Origin of the sequence: Bacillus sp. BP-3 (genome assembly GCF_028401955.1) — a bacterium.
Taxonomy (GTDB): domain Bacteria; phylum Bacillota; class Bacilli; order Bacillales; family Bacillaceae_G; genus Bacillus_A.
In genome coordinates this window covers 74,161-87,821 of the sequence record NZ_JAQOTJ010000012.1, presented here as the reverse complement: position 1 = coordinate 87,821, position 13,661 = coordinate 74,161, and the positions used below count along the sequence as shown (strand labels likewise).

Here is a 13,661-nt window from a genome sequence, read left to right as displayed (position 1 = left end):
ACACGCCGCGAAAAATCGTCTCGGCATGCTGGTCAAACTTTCTTGTTTTTACATTTTGCTTACATAAATAAATTATATATTTACATATCATATCGAATTGAAAATTAAACAATTACTTATGTAAAAGGAGAATGATAATTTTATGACAAATTTATCAAAGCAAGTATATATCTATTCACTATCAACTGATGTATTTTTCACTGATGAAGAAAGAAAAATAAAGACATTAAAAGACAGATACCATGACAAGAAACGATTATCTTCTCAAGAAGATAATATTAAGGCTGAATTGAGTAAGTTAACACGTGAATTATCCGATGCAAAGAAAGAAGATAATGCTTTGCGGGATGAAGAGTCAAAAGCAAAGAAGAAAAAACAAATAGAGTTTATTGAATCTAAAATTACTTCTACACAACGCCAATTAGATTATCTTAAATGGCTGTCTGAGGAAGTGTTTAAGGACAAAAAGGTATCAAATGCAAGTCTCAAGCGTGAATTAAATGATAAGATTGTTAAGTATAAAGAGACACGGAGATTAAATCCACTACGTTTAAATCCTAGTCAGACGATTGCGTTATTTGAAAGCACATTAACTCGTAAATTAAAAATGAAAACTAATAAGTTATCTGAAAAGTTGATAGTCGTAGAGATTTATAACTATGAAGTATTCAAGAGTCTTTTGAGTAATGGATTCTATCATAGGGATAGTAAATACGTCTACTTCTCATCATCGAGTGGTCAAATACGAGACAAAAAGGCTGTTTTTATTAAAGAAGATGCCTGGGATGCAAAACAAGGTGGTATTGAAAATTCAATCACCGCCGGGTTGAGCATTGATGATATCAATAACAACGGTGGGATGAGTGTCAATAAATTCCTAGCGTACAAGGCATTAGCTTCAAGTGCAAGTGAGAAATGGAAAGGATTCAATATTGACAGATGTATTGTTGTAGATGATGTGAAGGTTAAATTAGAAAATAGAACAGTGGACTATATTCCTAGAGATACATTTGAAGTAGATCGTCAAACAGATAGAACTGTCAATCTAGAAATTACAGACGGTGCTGGTATGATGCTGCCTAGTGTAAGTGAAGAATTGTTTGGTGAAGGTGTCTATAAGAATATGCAGTTTAGACTTCCGTGGATGAAAGGCTGCTTATCATCTGTGTCATTTGATAAGTTTACTAATAATCCTAAAGTCACAGACATCTATGGTAAGGAATGGGATATTGTTAAGGATGGAATTTCAATTATATTTTTCAAATCCCAGTTTAAGATGTGGAAACACTTCATTAATAAGGATAATGTGAAGGAAAGCTGGAAGAAATACAAAGAAAACTTTAAAAAATACAAATGTGAAGCTGCCTTTATGAATGTTGAAGATGATTCAATTCCAAATGCTAAACTTAATTATCAGTACCTTCAGTCATTAGTACATGTAAGTGATGAAGATTTGATAGAATTGGCTCGAATGACCAATGATGATCTAAGCAATATGGGGTCTGATGCAGACACAATGATTCGTGTTATTGGCGCAGACGATGAAAATGATGATAAAAATGAGTTTCAGCAAGCAATCAATCTATATCCAGCTTTATTAAATGATAAGAATACCAAGGAAGCCATCAAGAGTAGAAAGAAGAAGATGCTGAAGGAAGCAAAGGCTGGAAAACTAAGTGTTGAAGGTAAATACACATACATTTTACCGGATTGGTATGCTGTAATGGAGAATATATTCCAAGGAATTGAAAATCCGAAAGGGTTATTATTAGACGGTCAAGTATCCAGTACCCTGTATGAACAAGGTAAGGTTGACTTAATGAGAAGTCCGGCACTATCATTCGAACATGTTATCCGAGAAAATGTCAGATCAGATAAAATGAAGGAATGGTATATCACTAAAGCTGTACATATTAGTGCTGATGATTTATTGCCGAAGATTCTTCAAGCGGACTTCGATGGTGATAAAATTTTGGTAACACCTTTAGAAAGTCTAATCAGAGTCTCTAAGGGCAATGCTAAAAGATTGGATGTTGTACCATTGGAGTATGAAATGGGTGTGTCTGAGCCGAAATTTATTAATCCCGAGAACATATTTGAGAGTCTGACAATAGCATTTAAGGCTAACATTGGAATTATAAGCAACACAATCTCAAAGCTCTATAACAAAGACAATTTTGATGTTGATGCCGATTATAGGTTAATCAAACAATTATGTTCATACAATAACCATGTGATTGATATGGCAAAAACTTTGGATGTAGTGAAAGTTCCACCAGAAATTAAGAAAGTATGGAATGAATATAATCAGCAGAAGTTACCTTACTTCTTCACTTTTGCTAAAAGTAAAGAAGTGGTTATGGATAAAAACAATAGTACAGTCAATCGACTTGAAGATGTGATTATCGATAAGAGAATTCATTTTAAGAGTGTGGTTGGAAAATTTGATTATAAAAAGTTAATGTGGACACCAAGCATTAAAGATGATGCTTACATAATTGATAAAGAAACTGATAATGAGATTATAAATACTTATACATACTTGGATCAAAATAAAAGAGACTACATGCCGTCAGATGCAGAAGATTACGATGGTAAAAAACCATACATCTACATTGTTATTCGCGAGAAATTATTAGATATTTATCCAGATGCTCATAAAGTAGCTGATGTATTAGTTAGATACCTATTTAAAGAAAAAGATAGTGAGTACAAGAAGACATTATGGGAGTCGTTTGGAGTTGAAGTGGTAAACAGTATTCGAAAGAATGTACATAAAGAAATTGATTGTGCTGGATGTGGCATCACAGTATGTGAACCTAGACAGCGACAGGTGAGATGTGATGAATGCCAAGATAAATATCACAAACAACGAGATGCATATCGTAAACGTAAGGAGAGAGAAGTATTGAAAAGAATGTCCGCATGAGTTTTTAATTAGTAAACGCCAAAAAGCCTACATAACTTGATATTACTAGGTTCGTAGACGGTTGTTTTATTTTGAGTTAAGGGTCTTTTAGGGGAAGAGATACAAAGTCAACATACGCAACAATCGGCAGTATTCTCTTTCCTCTATTTTTAAATGTCCATAAATAGAATTATTATAATTCTATTTAACTTAATTTGTATTATACATGTTTTCTTACTTGATTGCAATTTTTATTTTAAAAAAGTTTGAGTTTGCATTGGTTAGTAAATGGAGATTTAAACTCTCTGTGACAACTTAATAATTTGCAGGGACAGCTATATCATCCACCAGTCTGCAATGTCTGACTAAAAATTTGGAATGTCGTGAGATATACCACCTATCCAAAATTGAATATTGAAACGTGTCAACTTATTGGCATGAGGTGTTGTTTACTTGTCGCTCATCTTTATAAAAAAGAAACAAGTACAAAATATAAAAGGATAGGATGGGATTGCAGTATGGCAAATGTAGTTAATTTATTTTGTGAAAACGGAGTAGTACTTGCAACGAGTAGACAAATTGCAAAGGATTTTGGTAAAGAACATTTTAATGTAACAAGGGATATTGAAAACTTGTTAAAAAATGAACCCCTCAAAAATGAAGGGTTAAAATATTTCATTCCGAGCTCTTTTGTTCATAGAGGAAACGAGTACAAGGAATACAAGCTTACCAAAGACGGATTCACTTTGCTAGCGATGGGCTTTACTGGAGCGAAAGCACTCCAATTCAAAATTGATTATATTAATGAATTTAATAGCATGGAAGCCCAATTAAAAGAAATTGATGAAGTGATGAATACTAAAGGTGAATTCAGTGAAGAAGAGTATTCGAAGATTAAGTTTTCAACGGCGCAGAGAGTACGAAAAGCATTCATTGAAAGTGTTGATATTTTTAAAGACTACGATAGATTTGTATCATATAGCCAAAAAGCATTAACGAAGAAAAAACGTGAAAAAAGATTGAATCAAATTATCGAAGCTTTAAAAACTAGAGAAGATAATTTGTATAGATATAAACAAAAAGGTTATCGTACGGAACGAGAAAACATTATTGAATTAACAGAAGAAATTCTTCGCGATATTACTGAGTTAAATAAGAGATCATATGGACAAAAATTAAGACATGCTAATAAGAATGTTAGCTAATTTTCAGAAACGAAATAAAAGTATAGTTCCACATTTTGTATTATACATATAAGGAGTCAAGAAGTAAATGTGAATGAGTAAACAATTACTAAATTATGAAGATAATTGTTATTATTCAGAATTAAAGCATCCAATACGGTTGCTTTTTATTTTGGAAGGAGGAAATAACTATGAAATTCGAAGAAGCATTTCCACACATGCGTGAAGGTAAAACTATAAAAAGTAAAACATCTAGATATGGATTGAAGTTCCACTATGAAACGTTTGGCTGTGTAGATGGCAATGATCGCATGATGATTGCTCATGTAAACGATGAAAAGAAAATCATTTGCTATTCTGGATTGGAAGCTGAAGATTTGCTGAAAGAAGATTATGAAGTTGTAAGGTAAAAGCTAGGACTAGATGTCCTAGCTGATAGAGAAGTAGTATTGTAGTGAATTAGTATTTATATTCTACAATAAAGTCAGGGTCATTTTGCCAGAAGTAACTTACAACTGGTTTACCATTCGCAACATCATCTTGATCAGCTGTAAGAATTTGTTGATTAAGGTCTTTACCAGTAGTATTGATTACTGTTGAACCTGTAGGAAGAATACTAATAAAACGAACTTGACTTGTTGCAGGCATATTAAATCCTTTAAATGGAACTGTAGCATATAAGAAGTAAGAACCATTTTCATTAGGATAAACAGAGTATTCATAACTTACTCTGTAAAAATAATCTGAACCAATTTGTTGAGGTGTTACTTTAGTAAGATATTTTCTTACTAGACCTAGCATTGCATCCTCTTTAGTTTCTTGCTCTCTATTTGGATCGCTAGATTCATTTGCAAAGTCACTTAAAGCTTGCGTGATATATGATTCTGTCATTGGTGCTAAATTTACATGGCTTAGCTTCAGCATTTCAAATATATCTTTTGGAATTAGTTCCATTTCTGGTGGAACTAACAATGAATCAGCATCATTGATTGGCTCACTTAATTGAAAAATTGCTTCTACTCTTGCTTTGTCATAAGTCTGACCGTGTCTAGAAGTTGGAATGACAGTGATTATGGTTTCTTGATTGATACAATTGTACATGTTTTACCACCTTTGTTGTTTATTTACTACTTCTCTTCAGTGCTTTTATTCGTCAAAATGGAACATGTTTCCTGCTGATTCAACAAAATATATTTTAATAGACTAATTTAACATGAGGTGGTTGAATGGCAAAAGAATATGCTAAATCATTCTACAACTCAAAGGAATGGAGGAAGTGTAGAGCTTCTTACATATCCAGTACATTAGATGGAATGTGTGAGCATTGTAAGGAACAGCCGGGATATATAGTTGACCACATTGTAGAGATAACACCAGATAATATAAATGACCCTGATATTACTCTTAATCATTCGAACTTGCAATTCCTCTGTTTGCAATGCCATAACATTAAAACGTTTAGGAAATATAAACCGTTAAGAGAAGATGTTATGTTTGATGAGAATGGACAATTAATAAGGAGGGATAGAGATGGAACAAAAGAAGTATAAGGTTACATTTAAGGACGGTAAGTCTGAGGTAGTGACAGGCAGGGTATTCTTGTTTGATGAGAATAAACTAGACAGACACCAATTGCTAAATGGTTTGAATTTGTATAATGCGAGTTGTATATTGTCGGTTAAAGAAATTGAAGAAACAAAAGAATGTGAACAAGTTGAAACGGTTTATGCTGACAACAAAGAAGTATACAAGAATTGTAAATATGGTAAATGTATTACCATCCAAGAAAATAAGAAAGAATAGTCCCCCCTTATTTATATTCTTAAATACCCATATGGGTACCGATGACGGGCAACAATTTTACTGCGTGAGAGTTTATATAAGGGGTGTGGTATAAAAATGGGGTGATTTACGATGATTAAATCCGATTTAGAAAAAGATAAAGAAGTTAAAAAAGAGTTTAATAAAATTAAAAAGATTTTCAAAGACATGCCCGAAGATAAAAAGAAACTTAATTTAAAATTAATGTACCATGCTGCTTGGTTAGCCGTCTCTCTTGATAATTTAACTGAAACAATGGATAAAGATGGTGTTGTGATTGAATACAAAAATGGTGAGAATCAATATGGCACTAAGAAATCTCCTGAAGCAGAACTTTATACAAGTTGGTCGAAACAATACACAACTGTAATGAAACAACTAAGCGACTTGTTACCTAAGGGTGCAATAAATAAAACAAATGACCCATTAATGGAGTTTATCAAGAGATGACGTATTTAGAAGAATATGCTCATGCTGTTTTAAATGGAGACATAGTCGCTTGCCATCGTATTAAACAAGTATACAAAATGTTATTAGATAAATTACATAATTCTCAAGACGATTGGATATTTGACGAAGAAAAAGCGAATAAACCAATTGAGTTTATAGAAAAATTTTGTAAACAATCACAAGGGAAAATGGGAACACCCATTAAATTAATGCTGTTCCAAAAAGCTAAACTTCAAGCTGTGTTTGGTTTTGTTGATAAGCAAAGTGGTAATCGACAATATACAGAAATACTAGATGTTCGTGGACGTAAAAATGGGAAGACAACCGAACTTTCAGCAACTGCCAATTATGGACTTGTTGCTGATGATGAAGGTTCACCAGAAATATATTTTATTGCTACCGCACTCGACCAAGCAAAAAAAGGATTCAACGAGGCATGGAATATGATACGGCAAAGTCCAGATTTAAGAACACATATACGCAAAAGACAATCAGATTTATATTTTCCATATAACATGGGTTTTATCAAGGCATTGGCAAGTAACTCCAATTCTTTAGACGGCTTAAACGGTCATCTAATTATCATTGATGAGCTTGCAGCGATTAAAAATCGTGACATCTATGATCTTATGAAGCAATCAATGTCATCCCGAAAGCAACCATTGTTAACAACGATTAGTACAAATGGCTTTGTACGTGAGGGGATTTTTGATGCCCAATACGAATACGCTTGTAATCTATTAGATGGAAAAGTTAAGAATAATCGATTCCTTCCATTCATTTACGAATTAGATGATAGAGATGAATGGGATAAAGAGGAATGCTGGATTAAAGCGAATCCTGGTCTTGGTGTGATTAAATCAATTGATACATTGCGCGAGAATGTTCAAAAGGCAAAAGATGATCCAGCTTTTAAACCTACTGTTATGGTAAAGGATTTTAACATGAAAGAAAACTCATCTTCTGCTTGGCTTACATGGAATGAAATCGAAAATAAAAATCAGTTTGATTTTGCAAAAATGGGATTCAAATATGCCATTGGTGGTTTTGATGCAGCTGACTCTGTTGACTTAAACTCAGCTAAAGCTTTGTGTATGAGACCAAATGATCCAAATATCTATTTAAAGTCAATGTATTGGATGCCTGAAGATGTATTAAATCAAATGACTCAAGCTGGTAACAGGAGGGAACGTGATAACGTGCCCTATTTGTTGTGGGAAAGACAGGGGCTTTTGCGGACATATCCCGGTAACAAGGTAGACAAACGTGTATTTCTTGACTGGTTTAAAGAATTACGGGATGAAGAAGATTTATACGTCATCTATATTGGTTATGATCCATGGCATATTGATGATAGTTTATTAAGAGAATTTAAGAGTGAATTTGGTAAAGACAGTATGATTCCTATTCGACAAGGTGCAGCAACAATGTCACAACCTCTGAAGGAAATGAAGGCAGATTTAGCAGCTAAACGAATTGTACATAATAGTAATCCAATTGATATGTGGAATTTGAGTAACGCAGAAATAAAAGCAGATATTAACGGTAATATTCAACTCGTCAAAGGTATGGACAATCGAAAACGAATCGACGGTGTTGTTTCTTTAGCATGTGGATATATTGTTTTAAAAGATAAATGGGATGATTATGCAAATCTAATTTAGGAAGGCGGTGAGAGTTTGGGATTATTCGATAGATTTAAAAACAAAGCTGTTACCGTATCAAGGTATCAAATGATTACTGACAATGGTGGCGGTTTTTATTCGTGGAATGGCAACTTATATCAATCTGATATTGTTCGTTCAGCTATCAGACCTAAGGCAAAAGCAATTGGTAAGGCAATAGGAAAACATATTCGACAAGGTTTAGACGGCACAAAGATCAATCCAGACGTGTATATGAGATTCCTACTTGAAGAACCTAATCCTTATATGACGGGTCAACAACTACAGGAAAAGTTGATTACTCAATTGGAGTTGAATAATAACGCTTTTGCTTATATAAATAGGGATGAAAATGGATATCCTACTGAAATTTATCCTATTACAGCACTGACAAGTGAAGCCATACAGGATGATGCAGGAACACTTTATCTACGATTTAACTTACGAAATGGAAAAACTGTAACTTTTAGATACACAGATATTATTCATTTACGTAAGGATTTCAATGATAATGAGATTTTTGGAGATTCTCCAGCTCAAGCATTAACATCACTGATGGAAATTGCGAATACAACTGATCAAGGTATTGTAAAAGCGATTAAGAATTCTAATGTTATCAAATGGTTATTAAAATTCAATCAAACTTTAAGACCAGAAGATATTAAAAAGAACACAAAAGAGTTTGTTGATAGTTTTTTAAATATCGAGACAACAGAAACGAGTGGTGCGGCTGCTACCGATGCGAAAATGGATGCAAAACAGGTTGAGCCAAAAGATTACGTTCCAAATGAAAATCAAATGGACAAGACAGTTCAGCGTATCTATTCATTTTTTAATACAAACAACAAAATTGTACAAGGTAGTTACAATGAGGATGAATGGATTAGTTATTACGAATCAGCAATCGAGCCGGATATTGTTCAAATGAGCGGAGAGTACACAAGAAAACTATTTTCACGTAGAGAAAGAGGATTTGGAAATAAGATTCTCTTTGAATCTTCAAATTTATCGTTTGCTTCTATGCAAACTAAGTTAAATTTAGTTCAGTTTGTGGATAGAGGAATAATGGTACCTAACGAAGTTCGTGAGGTTCTAAATATGGCACCAATTGAAGGTGGAGACGTTCCAATTAGACGACTTGACACTGCACCAACAACACAAACGGCAAAGTAAAAGGAGGTGATAAGAATTGGCTAAGATTAGTATTAAGGGAGCTATTATTTCAAATAATGACCAATGGATTTATGACTGGCTCGATATGGACGCAACGAGTCCTAAGAAAGTACAAGAACAGCTATCTAATCTAAATGGACGAGATTTAGAAGTAGAAATTAATAGTGGCGGAGGTTCAGTATTTGCTGGATCAGAAATTTATACAAGTTTAAAAGAACATAATGGTAATGTTACTACAAAGGTTGTAGGTTTAGCAGCAAGTGCAGCATCAGTAGTAGCGATGGCAGGTGATAAAGTCCTAATGTCGCCAACTGCTCAAATGATGATACATAACGCTTCTGGTGGAACTTCAGGAGATTATCGAGATATGGATCACATGTCTGGAATTTTAAGGAATATTAATGAAACAATTGCAACTACATATCAAATGAAAACGGGTCTTGCTGAACAAGAATTATTAAGTATGATGGATACTGAAACATGGTTAACACCTCAGCAAGCATTAGAAAAAGGATTCATTGATGAAATTATGTTTACTGAAAACAATGCTCAATTTGTTGCTAGCTATAACAGTGGTATGTTACCACAAAATGTAATTGATAAAATTAGAAATGAAATGTTAAACAAGCCGACTAATCAAGAAGATAAGTCGGTTATTTTAATGCAACAAAAAGCAAAATTAAATCTTTTAAAATTAAAATTAGGAGGAACTGAATAATGAATTTTGAACAATATAACGAATTACGTAATCAATTATTTAATGAAGCTGAAACACTAATTTCTGAAGGTAAAATTGAAGATTCAAATGCAAAAATGCAGGAAATGACTGATTTAGATAGCAAATGGGAGGTAATCAAACTAGCAAACGCTAATTTGAATGCTTTAAAAGATAATACAAGTATTACGAATATCGAAAATAATTCTGTACATATCGATGGAGGAAAAACATTGGACAACACAATGAAACATCAAACAGTAGACAATAAAAAAGTGTATGAAAACGCATGGGCAAAGCATATGCAAGGTAAAACATTAGAAGCTAGTGAGCAAGAAGTTTTTAACACTGTAAATACTGAATTTAGTAATACTTATACTCATAGTACAGATAATACTGCTATTTTAATCCCTGAAACAGTTGTTGCAGGGATTTGGAAAAGGGCTGAGGAGATGTACCCGTTCTTGGCTGATGTTCGTAAATTTAGTGTACGTGGAACATTAACAATGAAGAAACACGTTAGCATTGATGCAGGGGATGCGGCTTTTTATTCTGAAAGTACAGCTACTGCTGACGAACAAAACACATTCGGTGAAATCAGCCTTTCTGGTTGTGAATTAGCGAAAGCAATCACAATTTCTTGGAAACTACGTTCTATGGCTACTGAAGAATTCATTCCATTTATCATCAAGGAACTTGGTGATCGTGTAGGTGTTGCATTAGGCAAAGCTGTAATTACAGGTAAAGGTGCAACAGCTACCCCACGTGAACCACAAGGTGTTGAAACTGCATTGCTTGCAGAAGCAGGAACACCACAGATTGTAACATATGATCCAGATCATGCAACAACACCTGTACCACTTACTTACGCAAAAATGACACAAGCTATCTCTAAAATTCATTCATCATACTTAAATGGATGTGCTATTTATGCTAATAACGCAACAATTTGGAACCAGTTAGCTAACTTACTAGATACAACTGGACGTCCGCTATTTATTCCAGATGTAACTAGCGGTGGTGTTGGTCGTATGTTTGGTATGGTTGTTAAGCCTGATGCAGGTGTGTCAAAAGGTAATATCATTATCGGTAATGCAAATGCAGGTTATATTATGAACACAAATGAGCCAATGTCAGTTGCTACAGAGGAGCATGTGAAACCACGTACTGTGGATTATGCTACATACACAATTGTTGACGGTGCTGTATTTGATACAAAAGCATTTGCAATGATTCGTGATATCCCAACAGCATAAGGAGTGATAATTGATGAAGTATGAGGTATTAAAAGACTTTTGTGATAAAGAAACCAGTGAGATTCGTCTTGCTGGTTCTTTTTATGAATTCGATAAGAAACGTGCAAATGAATTAATTAAATTAGGATTTTTAAAAGGTGAATAGTTATGTTGTTCGATGACGTAAAAAGAGCTTTACGTATCACGCATAATTCGCTTGATACAGAAATCAATGATTTTATCATGTCTGCACGTATAGATATGATTCAATCCGGTGTTTCTACAATAAAAGTGTACGAAGACACAGACGTATTAATAAAAAGAGCGATTATTTTATATACAAAGGCTAACTTTTTAGCTGATAAAGATGAAGCAGCTCGATTTCAAGCATCTTATAACCTATTAAAGATTCATTTGGCATTAGCTAGTGACTACAAAGAAGGTGTTTAGCTGATGAATGATATCTTATTTTTTCCTACGTCAGAAACAATTGTTGATGATTTAGGGCAAGTGATTGAAGTTACTGAAATATTTGATAGAGAAGTGTTTTGTTTTAAAAAATCTATACCTCAATCTGAATTTTTTCAAGCAGGACAAATTAATATAAAGGCTAGTTGTATGCTAATTGTTTACAACTTAGATTATCAGCAAGAACAAAAGGTTAAATACAAAGATGTTAAATATCATATCTATAGAACTTATGAACGTTCTGATGAGCGTATAGAACTATATTGTGAGGTGAAAGCTGGTGACTAGTGTTAATGATTTAGCAGATGAGATTGTTAGACAAGTAGCCACATATACAAGAGAAGTAGAAGAAAAAGTAGAAGTTTCAAAGGTTGAAGTCGCTAAAAAGGGCGTTGGTGAATTGAAACAAAAGAGCCCAAAGTTAACGGGTGATTATAGAAAAGGTTGGCGAGTGAAAAAGGTCGGCAAAGATGTTGTCATTCATAATGCAACTGATTACCAACTTACACACTTGCTTGAACATGGTCATGTAAAAGCTGGTGGGGGTCGTGTTGCAGCTAAACCACATATTAGACCTGTAGAAGAAATTGTAGTAAGTGAGTTCATTAGTAAAGTTGAAGAGGCGATAAGAGAATGACACTAGTTGAATTGAAAAAAATACTAGATGCTACAGGTTATCCTGTGGCTTATTCGCATTTCACAGCAACACCTAGCAAACTAGTACCTTCACCGCCTTATATTACGTATTTAGTTAGCTATTCTAGTAATTTCATAGCTGATAATAAAGTTCATAAGAAGATAGACAATATACAAATTGAACTTTACACAAGTAAGAAAGATTTAACTGCTGAGGACAAATTAGAGTCTGTTTTAGATATTAATGAGATTGCGTGGCAGTCAACAGAAACATGGATAGAAAGTGAAAATGTATTCCAAAAAATATACGAAACGAGGTTGATATAAATGGCAAATAATAAAGTTGTATTTGGTTTAACCAATGTACACTATGCCGTAATTACTGAAAACGCAGATGGCGCTTATACGTATGGTACACCAGCAAGATTACCAGGTGCGACAGAATTAAAACTGGAGAAAAAAGGCGACCCGAACGACTTTTATGCTGATAACGGAGTTTATTATACGGAATCATCGAACCTTGGGTATGATGGAACCCTTACTATAGCTAACATTACACAGGCATTCCGTATAGATGTTCTAGGAGAGACTTTAGATGAAATTGATAAAATTCTAACTGAAAATGCAAATGCTAAGATTAAGAAAATTGCTTTATTATTTGAATTTGACGGAGATGTGAAGGCGGTACGACATGTATTGTATAACGTAACTGTATCCCGTCCAGGTCATTCATCATCTACAAAGAGTGATAAAACTGATCCGAATACAATGGAGTTGAGTTTTGTTGCAGCAAAACATCCAATTTCCGGTGATGTAAAGAAATCAACAACAGGTGATACACCAGCAAATGTTTATGATGCTTGGTATACAAAAGTTTATGAAAAAACAGAAACACCAAAAGGGGCGTAATTAGATGGAAAAAACAATTGTAATAGATGGTAAAAATATTCGATTAAGTGTAAATGGGGCACTCCCTATTCTTTATCAAATGCAGTTTGGAAAAGATTATATGAAAGAAATCTTGAAATTAGGTTTAAATAGTGGCATTGACCCTAATAATCCTGATACGAGTAACGTAGATATTCATAACTTAGGCATTGATTATATGTTTTTTTATGAAGTAATTTGGTGTATGGCAAAACTTACAGATCAATCAATTCCAGACATGATGACATGGTTTGCTTCATTTGATTCATTTCCTATTGCTGATGTCATTCCAGAAGTAGAAGATATGATGGTGGCGAATATTCAAACGAAAAAAAAGTTATAGATCATGGTGAAGGAGGATATGCCGAGGAGTTTGGTACGGATGATTTTCTTGCACTGTGCTATAGTTGCAAGTTAACTAGAATTGATTTGGAAAATATGACCATTGGAATGTGTATTGATTATATTCGTGCATATTCA

General features: G+C 33.8%; 18 protein-coding genes. 17 read left to right on the top strand and 1 reads right to left on the bottom strand.

The annotated features are described in order from the left end of the window. The first annotated feature begins 142 nt into the window (after positions 1-142). The 3 genes from PLX19_RS18285 (at position 143) to PLX19_RS18275 (ending at position 4,502) form a co-directional block, all read left to right on the top strand. Entirely contained in the window at positions 143-2,929 is a 2,787-nt protein-coding gene (locus PLX19_RS18285; protein ID WP_272190187.1) for a hypothetical protein, read from the top strand. A 497-nt stretch (positions 2,930-3,426) separates the two neighbouring features. After that, a complete protein-coding gene (locus tag PLX19_RS18280) occupies positions 3,427-4,113 on the top strand; it encodes a Rha family transcriptional regulator (protein ID WP_272190186.1) in 687 nt (228 codons plus the stop codon). A gap of 170 nt (positions 4,114-4,283) precedes the next feature. Next, positions 4,284-4,502, top strand: a complete 219-nt coding sequence (locus tag PLX19_RS18275) for a hypothetical protein (RefSeq protein ID WP_272190185.1) — start codon at positions 4,284-4,286, stop codon at positions 4,500-4,502. A 49-nt stretch (positions 4,503-4,551) separates the two neighbouring features. Here PLX19_RS18275 and PLX19_RS18270 read toward each other — a convergent pair whose 3' ends face one another. After that, entirely contained in the window at positions 4,552-5,193 is a 642-nt protein-coding gene (locus PLX19_RS18270; RefSeq protein ID WP_272190184.1) for a hypothetical protein, read from the bottom strand. Positions 5,194-5,318: 125 nt separating this feature from the next. Between PLX19_RS18270 and PLX19_RS18265 the strand changes: the two genes are divergently transcribed. From PLX19_RS18265 to PLX19_RS18200, 14 genes are all read left to right on the top strand, one after another. Then, positions 5,319-5,642 (top strand): HNH endonuclease signature motif containing protein, encoded by a 324-nt coding sequence (locus tag PLX19_RS18265; RefSeq protein ID WP_272190183.1) that lies wholly within the window; start codon positions 5,319-5,321, stop codon positions 5,640-5,642. Next, entirely contained in the window at positions 5,623-5,895 is a 273-nt protein-coding gene (locus PLX19_RS18260; protein WP_272190182.1) for a hypothetical protein, read from the top strand. The genes PLX19_RS18265 and PLX19_RS18260 overlap by 20 nt, the downstream gene beginning before the upstream one ends. 111 nt (positions 5,896-6,006) lie before the next feature. Continuing rightward, positions 6,007-6,363 (top strand): hypothetical protein, encoded by a 357-nt coding sequence (locus tag PLX19_RS18255; RefSeq protein ID WP_272190181.1) that lies wholly within the window; start codon positions 6,007-6,009, stop codon positions 6,361-6,363. Beyond that, positions 6,360-8,027, top strand: coding sequence for a terminase large subunit (locus tag PLX19_RS18250; protein ID WP_272190180.1), 1,668 nt, complete (start codon positions 6,360-6,362; stop codon positions 8,025-8,027). Before PLX19_RS18255 ends, PLX19_RS18250 begins: the two co-directional genes overlap by 4 nt. A 15-nt stretch (positions 8,028-8,042) precedes the next feature. Then, positions 8,043-9,200 carry a phage portal protein gene (locus tag PLX19_RS18245; RefSeq protein WP_272190179.1) on the top strand — a complete coding sequence of 386 codons (1,158 nt, stop codon included), beginning with the start codon at positions 8,043-8,045 and terminating at the stop codon, positions 9,198-9,200. A gap of 16 nt (positions 9,201-9,216) precedes the next feature. Beyond that, entirely contained in the window at positions 9,217-9,918 is a 702-nt protein-coding gene (locus tag PLX19_RS18240; protein WP_272190178.1) for a head maturation protease, ClpP-related, read from the top strand. Then, the gene (locus PLX19_RS18235; RefSeq protein WP_272190176.1) at positions 9,918-11,171 is read left to right on the top strand and encodes a phage major capsid protein; all 1,254 of its coding nucleotides are present in this window, start codon (positions 9,918-9,920) and stop codon (positions 11,169-11,171) included. Before PLX19_RS18240 ends, PLX19_RS18235 begins: the two co-directional genes overlap by 1 nt. 13 nt (positions 11,172-11,184) lie before the next feature. Then, positions 11,185-11,316 (top strand): hypothetical protein, encoded by a 132-nt coding sequence (locus tag PLX19_RS18230; RefSeq protein ID WP_272190175.1) that lies wholly within the window; start codon positions 11,185-11,187, stop codon positions 11,314-11,316. Between the two features lie 2 nt (positions 11,317-11,318). Continuing rightward, positions 11,319-11,600, top strand: a complete 282-nt coding sequence (locus tag PLX19_RS18225) for a head-tail connector protein (RefSeq protein WP_272190174.1) — start codon at positions 11,319-11,321, stop codon at positions 11,598-11,600. Positions 11,601-11,603: 3 nt separating this feature from the next. Further along, complete coding sequence (locus PLX19_RS18220) at positions 11,604-11,906, top strand: phage head closure protein (RefSeq protein ID WP_272190173.1); 303 nt, start codon at positions 11,604-11,606, stop codon at positions 11,904-11,906. After that, the gene (locus PLX19_RS18215; RefSeq protein ID WP_272190172.1) at positions 11,899-12,255 is read left to right on the top strand and encodes an HK97 gp10 family phage protein; all 357 of its coding nucleotides are present in this window, start codon (positions 11,899-11,901) and stop codon (positions 12,253-12,255) included. The genes PLX19_RS18220 and PLX19_RS18215 overlap by 8 nt, the downstream gene beginning before the upstream one ends. Then, positions 12,252-12,581 carry a hypothetical protein gene (locus tag PLX19_RS18210; RefSeq protein ID WP_272190171.1) on the top strand — a complete coding sequence of 110 codons (330 nt, stop codon included), beginning with the start codon at positions 12,252-12,254 and terminating at the stop codon, positions 12,579-12,581. The genes PLX19_RS18215 and PLX19_RS18210 overlap by 4 nt, the downstream gene beginning before the upstream one ends. Further along, the gene (locus PLX19_RS18205) at positions 12,582-13,163 is read left to right on the top strand and encodes a major tail protein (protein WP_272190169.1); all 582 of its coding nucleotides are present in this window, start codon (positions 12,582-12,584) and stop codon (positions 13,161-13,163) included. It begins immediately after the preceding gene. A gap of 4 nt (positions 13,164-13,167) precedes the next feature. Further along, positions 13,168-13,524: a hypothetical protein gene (locus PLX19_RS18200; RefSeq protein ID WP_272190168.1), complete on the top strand. Its 357-nt coding sequence runs from the start codon at positions 13,168-13,170 to the stop codon at positions 13,522-13,524. Positions 13,525-13,661: the final 137 nt, after the last annotated feature.

Bases quoted from the DNA above. Each gene is read 5' to 3' on its own strand.
- PLX19_RS18285 (WP_272190187.1), top strand. From the start codon at position 143: ATGACAAATTTATCAAAGCAAGTATATATCTATTCACTATCAACTGAT.
- PLX19_RS18280 (WP_272190186.1), top strand. From the start codon at position 3,427: ATGGCAAATGTAGTTAATTTATTTTGTGAAAACGGAGTAGTACTTGCA.
- PLX19_RS18275 (WP_272190185.1), top strand. From the start codon at position 4,284: ATGAAATTCGAAGAAGCATTTCCACACATGCGTGAAGGTAAAACTATA.
- PLX19_RS18270 (WP_272190184.1), bottom strand. From the start codon at position 5,193: ATGTACAATTGTATCAATCAAGAAACCATAATCACTGTCATTCCAACT.
- PLX19_RS18265 (WP_272190183.1), top strand. From the start codon at position 5,319: ATGGCAAAAGAATATGCTAAATCATTCTACAACTCAAAGGAATGGAGG.
- PLX19_RS18260 (WP_272190182.1), top strand. From the start codon at position 5,623: ATGGAACAAAAGAAGTATAAGGTTACATTTAAGGACGGTAAGTCTGAG.
- PLX19_RS18255 (WP_272190181.1), top strand. From the start codon at position 6,007: ATGATTAAATCCGATTTAGAAAAAGATAAAGAAGTTAAAAAAGAGTTT.
- PLX19_RS18250 (WP_272190180.1), top strand. From the start codon at position 6,360: ATGACGTATTTAGAAGAATATGCTCATGCTGTTTTAAATGGAGACATA.
- PLX19_RS18235 (WP_272190176.1), top strand. From the start codon at position 9,918: ATGAATTTTGAACAATATAACGAATTACGTAATCAATTATTTAATGAA.
- PLX19_RS18230 (WP_272190175.1), top strand. From the start codon at position 11,185: ATGAAGTATGAGGTATTAAAAGACTTTTGTGATAAAGAAACCAGTGAG.
- PLX19_RS18225 (WP_272190174.1), top strand. From the start codon at position 11,319: ATGTTGTTCGATGACGTAAAAAGAGCTTTACGTATCACGCATAATTCG.
- PLX19_RS18220 (WP_272190173.1), top strand. From the start codon at position 11,604: ATGAATGATATCTTATTTTTTCCTACGTCAGAAACAATTGTTGATGAT.
- PLX19_RS18210 (WP_272190171.1), top strand. From the start codon at position 12,252: ATGACACTAGTTGAATTGAAAAAAATACTAGATGCTACAGGTTATCCT.
- PLX19_RS18205 (WP_272190169.1), top strand. From the start codon at position 12,582: ATGGCAAATAATAAAGTTGTATTTGGTTTAACCAATGTACACTATGCC.
- PLX19_RS18200 (WP_272190168.1), top strand. From the start codon at position 13,168: ATGGAAAAAACAATTGTAATAGATGGTAAAAATATTCGATTAAGTGTA.